Source organism: Flavobacterium sp. RSP15 (genome assembly GCF_003968755.1).
Taxonomy (GTDB): Bacteria; Bacteroidota; Bacteroidia; order Flavobacteriales; family Flavobacteriaceae; genus Flavobacterium.
Window position 1 is genome coordinate 99,746 of record NZ_RYDL01000008.1, and the last position, 7,438, is coordinate 107,183.

The following is a 7,438-nucleotide window of genomic DNA, read 5'->3' on the forward strand; positions in this document are numbered from 1 at the left end:
GCCCCAAAAAAGCGGCTAACTTTTTGAGGGCAGTTTAATATACATAGGCTCATTGAAAAACCATTGAAGGTTCTTATTTTTTAATCAACTTCTGACTGTAACTTGTACCATCTTCTAATTTTATAGTTATAATATAAACCCCTTGAACAAGATTACCCGTGTCTACTCTAGATTCGGTAGCTAAGTCCATTTTAGACTCTATTAATTGTCTTCCGTTGATATCAAATATAGATATTACAGCATTCCCTGCGTTTTTATTTGTATTGATAAACACTTCAGAAGTCATCGGGTTAGGATAGATACTGAATAAAGTTTTTGTATTATCAAAAATAGATAAAGAATTACAAGGACCTAGTAAAGGATTAACTTGAAAGTTTTCCACTTGATCATCTCTGCGTGCAGATGTGCCCTGAAGGGCCAAAGCTCCAACACCTCTTCTTGCAAATACTGCACGAATCAAACATTCATTTTTACCTGCATAAAGTGCTGCGTCGGCCTTTATTATTGCATCTCTACCCTCCACAAAACCAACATTATCACAGGTAATCAATTTTAGACCATCCATTACTAATTGGATAGCCATGTTGTTTCCTCCAGTTCCATAATAGATATCTGGGTCAAAACCGTATGTGCCGATAAAAGCCCAATACATATCCCAAATCATAGTTGCCCATACAAAACCAATACCATGAGGCACGCTTAATTTAGGACTAGCAATATCAGCGTAAGTGTAATCATTGATTCCCATGTCAGTAGAATAAGGAGAAGGACGTATTCCTGGTCCTTCAGTATTCTGAAATTGTACGTATGTTCCTATTCCTCTTTTTTGACCTTGAGTATCTCCGGTTCTATGAGTCATTACAAGTCCAAAAAAGTCTGACCAACCTTCTCCCATTTGCTCTTCATGGGCTTGACCCAATAAACAGTCAATACGATTCCGGCCTCCTACTAAACGAGTAGATATTCCATGCCCATATTCGTGCGCGATGATCCCTTGATCTAAATCTCCATCTCTGTTGATTAAATTTTCAGCTGGACCTCTGTCAATTAGTCTACCATAGACATCCTCTGTTGCCATTTTGTCTAGTAATATCTTCCCGTCCTCAAAAGATAAACCTACTGTGGGGATTGTAATCGGTTTGTATGGTACACCGCCTCCATTAACTGGACCAGCGCCTGGAGCGTTGTTAATCATTATGACACCAATTGCTCCATTTTCCTGCGCTATTATAATTTTATCAACAAAAGGACAATTACCACGGATGATAACAGCAATTTTACCTTTAACTGCAGCCGCACCGGCAGCTGTATAAGCTGTACATCCATCTCTAGGATCAGGACTCTGTGCTGGTGTACCGGGAGGAGTGGTGTTAGTTCCAAGCCATGGAGTCCCGTCATCTTCTGCAAGTATTAATTTACTGTCCTTAGAAGGATCTGCTTCTCTAGGAATAGCTACAAAGGGGAAACGAGTTGAGGCATATGACCTACGAATATCAGTTGCACTTGGAGCAATCACATCAAGAAATTCTCCAAAAGGAGAGGCGCCCCATAAAAACATTTGCATGGTTGGCTCAAATCCATCAACCAAAGTACCAAAATTAGCGTTGTTAAGTCCACTACCATCTTGAGCCTCAGCCTGTACTTCATCACCATCCCAATTATTTACTACACCGTCAATAGCGTTAAATCGGGCGTAAGAGTCTTCTTGAAAATTTCCATTATTTTCGTCAAAACCGTATGCGTATGAAAAATCATGCACGTAATTATTCCATACAAATAAATTGACAACAGCCGCCTTTTGGTAGTTGATTGGTGCCTGGGTCAAATCTAAAGGGTAATCAAAACTTAATGCTCCTGTAGCGCCGTTTTCTGCGGCAAAAGAATTATCATTAGCGGGTGCATTAAGTTTACCACCATCTTCATAAGACTGGACATTATTACCTTTTGTTTTGGTGTCTTTTACTCCAGCAAAATCATGCCATCCTTGTGGTGAAGGAACAGCGCTTCCAGCTGGTTGAGTGGCAATGTTGGCAGGATTTTGAATTATACTGCGACTACCGTGATTTGGTGTCTCAATACCCAAACGAAACGCATTATATTTTGACCCATCCGAAGCAGAAAGAGCTGAATTAGATTTCACTAAAGTAACTTTTTTGCTGTCATTTTTAAAGTTGAATGAAAGCTTATCAGTACCATAGCTATGGGTGTGGTTCTTGTGGCTTCTTGTATCTATTGGAATTGCATCTGTTTCAACAGGAACGTCAAAGTTGCAACTGATCATTAAATCAGACTGATTCAAGAGGGCGCCATCTGAAGCATTAATTTTAGTTGACCACCAATGTGAGTCTGGAGCTTTGACAATAATCTCATACGCCAATACATAGCTATTGCTGATGTTCTTAAAATAAGTTAGTGGTGCTTCAAAAGTTGTACTACCCAATTCGGAAGGTAATACATCCTTTTTAGTGGCATAATTCACTACTTCTACTCCAGCAGAACCGTTTAGTCCTAGCTGATTAATTGCTTGTTTAGCTGCTTCAGTTGCAGTTAAACTTGCAGTCCCGCTACTAATGCTTCCCGATATGTTTTTTACGAACATATGCGTAAAGCTAGTAACCACATTGTTTTTTAAAAGCACTGTTGCTGATGTATTAGCAATTTTAATGCCTCCAACTTCTTGTTGTAGGTAAGCAACCAAATACTCCTTATTTTTAAGCGTTCCATAACTGGTTATGGTAAATTGATTGGCATCTGAAGCAGATAAATTTAAACTTGCAAAATTCACAAGCAGATAGTTTTTTATAATATCTTTTTTATCTTGACCATGACTCACGGTGCTCAAGGTTAAAAAAGAACAAAACAAAAAAACAGAGTAAAGGTTTTTCATAAATAGCCGATTTTTAATTACTTAATTCAAATTTACGACGAAAGTAATTTATGAAATTTAATTTTATAAATTTTAGCGTATAATTTGAAATAAAAAACCAATAATTTATATTTAAACATAAAAAAGAATGTAAATAGCAATTTATTGCCCTAAAATAAAAGAAAAAAATATTTTTTAGCAATACCAACAACATATTTGTACACGTTTATAAAAGACAATATTCTGTTATTCAAAATTCTAGTGCTTAAAACTACAAGCTAAACTTACCAATCAGTTTTATTCCTTTTAAAAACAAACTAATGTATAATGTTTTGAAGACTACAAAATGCAATCCACATCTAATGCACCAGCGTTAAAACAGCTATATATTTGGCCACAATCAGTACAAAGAACACAAAACCACTGGTTCTACACCCGAGTTTTTATAAGTTATACCAGCACTATAATAAGGCAAAAATCTGTCTATGAATTACTTACAAAAACATTAATGCACTTAATAATAACCAGACTGTTAGCACCTTATTTTGAATGCACACCAATTTTAAAATATTTTAAATAAAATAAAATATACCCTATAGAAATACTAGACTTTTTTTTAAATTTGCCATAATCGAAATAAAATTTAGTGAAAACCATTAGAATCATCTTGTTTTTATTTGTGTCACTGGGCTGCCAAGGACAAAGCAGCAAAATAGTGGATCATCAAAGTATTCTTTGGACACGCTATTACAACCAATTATCGTTAAACGAGAAGTGGTCTCTGCATTCTGAATTTGACAATCGTCTTTTTGTAAAGCCTAGTGCTGAAAATTTATATGTTATTCGTGTTCAAGGACGTTATAAAATTAATGATCATCTGGAAACTGGAGTCGGTTTTGCTTATTTCTCTGTTGACACGCAGGTTCCTGAAATTAATTTTGATTTTGAAATCCCGGAATATAGAGGGCAACAAGACATTACATGGAAAAAAATCATAGGTAAAGTAACTTTCCATCAACGTTTTCAATTAGAAGAACGTTTTATTCATAACGCTAGCAAGACTGCTTTATCGCCGGGATCCTCGTTTTCATGGAGATTCAGATACAGACTTCAAGGGGATTATACCTTTTGGAAAAAAGAAAAACACTTTGTCAAAGCAATATTATCTGATGAAGTAATGGTTAATTTTGGAAAAAAAATCATCAAAAATACGTTTGACCAAAACCGAATTTACATCGCTCTACAATATGGTTTTAATCCGAATATTGCTTTAGAATTGGGCTATTTAAATAGTTTTCAGCAGCGATCCAACGGAATTGATTATTTCAATAGAAATATTATCCGATTCAGTATATTGCATAAAATAAGACTCCAAAAAAAGAACCGAAAGAACTATTAGTACGTATATATTTTTACAAAAATACTAAATAATCATATTTTAAGTATTAATTATTAGTGTATTAACTAAATATTTAGAATTTAAGATGTGTCTTAATTAAAAGATATAATCATGAAAAATTTCGCAATTAAACTCGCGTGGTTTACCACCATTTACATTTTTGTATTTGCCGATTTATGTCAAACCACTATTCCTCTGCCAATTTTAATGATTCTATATTGCGTGGTATACCATTTATCCAATTTATGGTTTATACCGTTCTAACTGACGATTAAAACTACAAAAACATTCAAAGATTGGTACAGTGACCATCCTACGGAAACTTTTGAAGAAGAAAAACGTTAATTACTCAAATCCATTTTATGCAAAAAAAATCCCGATAAAATCGGGATTTTTTTTATTTTTCTCTAATATAAATATCGATTGGAACGCCTGAAAAGTCCCAGTTTTCTCTAATTTTATTCTCCAGATAACGTTTGTATGGTTCTTTTACATATTGTGGCATATTAGCAAAAAATACAAATTGTGGTGTAGGTGTTGGCAACTGCATGCAGTATTTAATTTTTACATACTTCCCTTTTGTTGCTGGTGGCGGGTAGGCTTCAATCACTTTCAACATAAATTCGTTGAATTTTGAAGTTGCAATATGCTGTTTTCTATTTTCAAATACTTTGACGGTTGCTTCTAATGCTTTTAACAAACGCTGTTTGGTCAAAGCCGAAACAAAAAGAATAGGCACATCCGTAAATGGCATCAATTCTTCTCTGATTTTAGCTTCATAATCCCGAGTTGACATCGTTTCTTTTTCGACTAAATCCCATTTGTTTACTAATATTACAACTCCTTTACGGTTTTTCTCAGCCAACCAGAATATACTTTGATCCTGACCTTCAAATCCACGCGTGGCATCAATAATCAAAATGCAAATATCCGCATGCTCAATCGCACGAACCGAACGCATTACTGAGTAAAACTCTAAATCTTCCTTCACTTTCGCTTTACGACGAATACCCGCAGTATCCACTAAGTTAAATTCGAAACCAAAACGGTCAAATTTTGTATCAATTGCATCCCGAGTTGTTCCCGCAATATCGGTAACAATATACCTGTCTTTACCAATTAAAGCATTGATAAAGCTTGATTTTCCAGCATTAGGACGTCCAACCACTGCAAAACGCGGCAATACCACTTCTTCCTGAGTTGGCTCTGGTTTTATAGGAAAAGCATCAATTAATGCATCTAATAAATCACCGGTTCCACTTCCTGAAATACTGGCAAACGTATAATATTCTCCTAAACCAAGGTTGTAAAACTCAATCGCATCTTTCTCACGCATGGAATTATCTACCTTGTTTACAGCCAGTAAAACTGGTTTTGTCACCTTACGCAACAATCGCGCAACGGCATCATCCATTGGAGTAATTCCTTCCTCTACATCTACCACAAAAATGATAACATCAGCCTCATCTATTGCAAGTTCGACTTGTTTACGGATTTCTCCTTCAAAAACATCATCAGAACCACGCACGTATCCGCCGGTATCAATTACAGAAAACTCTTTTCCGTTCCATTCGCTTTTTCCGTAGTTTCTGTCACGGGTCACTCCCGAAACAGAATCTACAATAGCTTCTCTTCTTTGTATCAGCCTATTGAAAAGGGTTGATTTCCCTACATTAGGTCTTCCTACTATCGCAACAATGTTATTCATAATCCTATTTTCAAATATTTTGCAAAGGTATGCTTTTTTTAGTTTGTAGTGACTAGTTTTGAGTATTCAGCAAAAAAGCACACTAACTGCACGCCTTCAAACTAAATTTCAATGCCTTTTTAGGAGCTATTTCCAGCTGTCCACTCTATCTTTTATGTTTTAAAGAAAAACATAAAAGGATGCCGTTCCCATCTGGGCTAGGGCATTTCGAGTTCTACTATTATTTATCGTAAAATTTTTAGAGCTGAGCACTAAAAAACTGAATCCGGAACAGTTGTCTTACTGATTATACCCAAATCGTTTCAACATATTAACGTTGCTACGCCAGTTTTTGTTGACTTTTACGTACAATTCAATATGGATTTGTTTTCCGAAAAACTTCTCCAAGTCGGCACGAGCTTCCATTCCTACTTTCTTCAAAGCGGCTCCTTTATGTCCGATGATGATTCCTTTTTGGGTTTCGCGCTCCACCATAATCAAAGAACGGATTCTGATAATGTTTTCATCCTCAAAAAACTCTTCGGTAACAATTTCTACGGCGTATGGAATTTCTTTACTATAATTCAATAATATTTTCTCCCGGATGGTTTCATTCACAAAGAAACGTTCTGGTTTGTCTGTCAATTGATCTTTCGGGTAATACGCCGGTGATTCCGGTAATAACTCAATGATACGTCCAAAAACTTCTGGCACATTAAAATTCTGCAAGGCAGATATTGGGAAAATTTCTGCATTTGGAACTTTGGCTGCCCAAAAAGCAACTTGCTCTTCTAGCTGCACTTGGTTTGAAGTATCAATTTTATTCAATAAAAGCAGAACTGGGATTGTGGCGTGAATAATTTTATTAAAGAAAGCTTCATCTTTCAAATCCTGCTCTCCAATTTCGACCATATAAATCAAGATATCAGCATCTTCAAAAGCAGACTTCACAAAATTCATCATAGATGCCTGCATTTCATAGGCAGGCTTTATAATTCCTGGCGTATCTGACAAGATCAATTGAAAATCTTCCCCGTTTACAATTCCAAGAATTCTATGGCGTGTTGTTTGTGCTTTTGAAGTAATTATGGACAATCGTTCTCCAACAAAGGCATTCATTAATGTTGATTTTCCAACATTTGGATTCCCTATGATGTTTACAAAACCTGCTTTATGTGACATTTTCAATATAATTTATTGTGCAAAGGTAGACATATCAAGTCAATAGACGAAATAAAACATTTTTTTAAATTTATGTTTGAATTTAGTAAATTTGGTTGTACATTTGCAGTCGAAACAACGCGGGATAGAGCAGTAGGCAGCTCGTCGGGCTCATAACCCGAAGGTCACTGGTTCGAGTCCAGTTCCCGCTACTAAGTTAATCATATTGAGATTACAAACGCACATCGCGGGATAGAGCAGTAGGCAGCTCGTCGGGCTCATAACCCGAAGGTCACTGGTTCGAGTCCAGTTCCCGCTACTAAGA

4 protein-coding genes and 2 tRNA genes are annotated in these 7,438 nt (G+C 36.0%); 3 read left to right on the forward strand and 3 right to left on the reverse strand.

From position 1 onward, the window contains the following. Window positions 1–73 precede the first annotated feature (73 nt). On the reverse strand, window positions 74–2,887 hold the full coding sequence (locus EKM00_RS10175) for a T9SS-dependent M36 family metallopeptidase (RefSeq protein WP_126516089.1): 2,814 nt from the start codon (window positions 2,885–2,887) through the stop codon (window positions 74–76). Window positions 2,888–3,512: 625 nt separating this feature from the next. Between EKM00_RS10175 and EKM00_RS10180 the strand changes: the two genes are divergently transcribed. Further along, on the forward strand, window positions 3,513–4,265 hold the full coding sequence (locus EKM00_RS10180) for a DUF2490 domain-containing protein (RefSeq protein ID WP_126516090.1): 753 nt from the start codon (window positions 3,513–3,515) through the stop codon (window positions 4,263–4,265). A gap of 397 nt (window positions 4,266–4,662) precedes the next feature. Here the strand turns inward: EKM00_RS10180 and der are convergent, their stop codons facing one another. Both der and era read right to left on the reverse strand, forming a co-directional pair. Then, window positions 4,663–5,973 (reverse strand): ribosome biogenesis GTPase Der, encoded by a 1,311-nt coding sequence (der, locus tag EKM00_RS10185; protein ID WP_126461959.1) that lies wholly within the window; start codon window positions 5,971–5,973, stop codon window positions 4,663–4,665. A gap of 279 nt (window positions 5,974–6,252) precedes the next feature. After that, complete coding sequence (gene era, locus EKM00_RS10190) at window positions 6,253–7,134, reverse strand: GTPase Era (protein WP_126452863.1); 882 nt, start codon at window positions 7,132–7,134, stop codon at window positions 6,253–6,255. A gap of 118 nt (window positions 7,135–7,252) precedes the next feature. Between era and EKM00_RS10195 the strand changes: the two genes are divergently transcribed. Then, a tRNA-Met gene (locus EKM00_RS10195) sits at window positions 7,253–7,325 on the forward strand. 34 nt (window positions 7,326–7,359) lie between these two features. Continuing rightward, window positions 7,360–7,432: transfer RNA gene (locus tag EKM00_RS10200), tRNA-Met, on the forward strand. Window positions 7,433–7,438 lie beyond the last annotated feature (6 nt).

Excerpts from the sequence above, each read along its gene's own strand:
- EKM00_RS10175 (WP_126516089.1), bottom strand. The coding sequence starts at position 2,887 with ATGAAAAACCTTTACTCTGTTTTTTTGTTTTGTTCTTTTTTAACCTTG.
- der (WP_126461959.1), bottom strand. The coding sequence starts at position 5,973 with ATGAATAACATTGTTGCGATAGTAGGAAGACCTAATGTAGGGAAATCA.
- era (WP_126452863.1), bottom strand. The coding sequence starts at position 7,134 with ATGTCACATAAAGCAGGTTTTGTAAACATCATAGGGAATCCAAATGTT.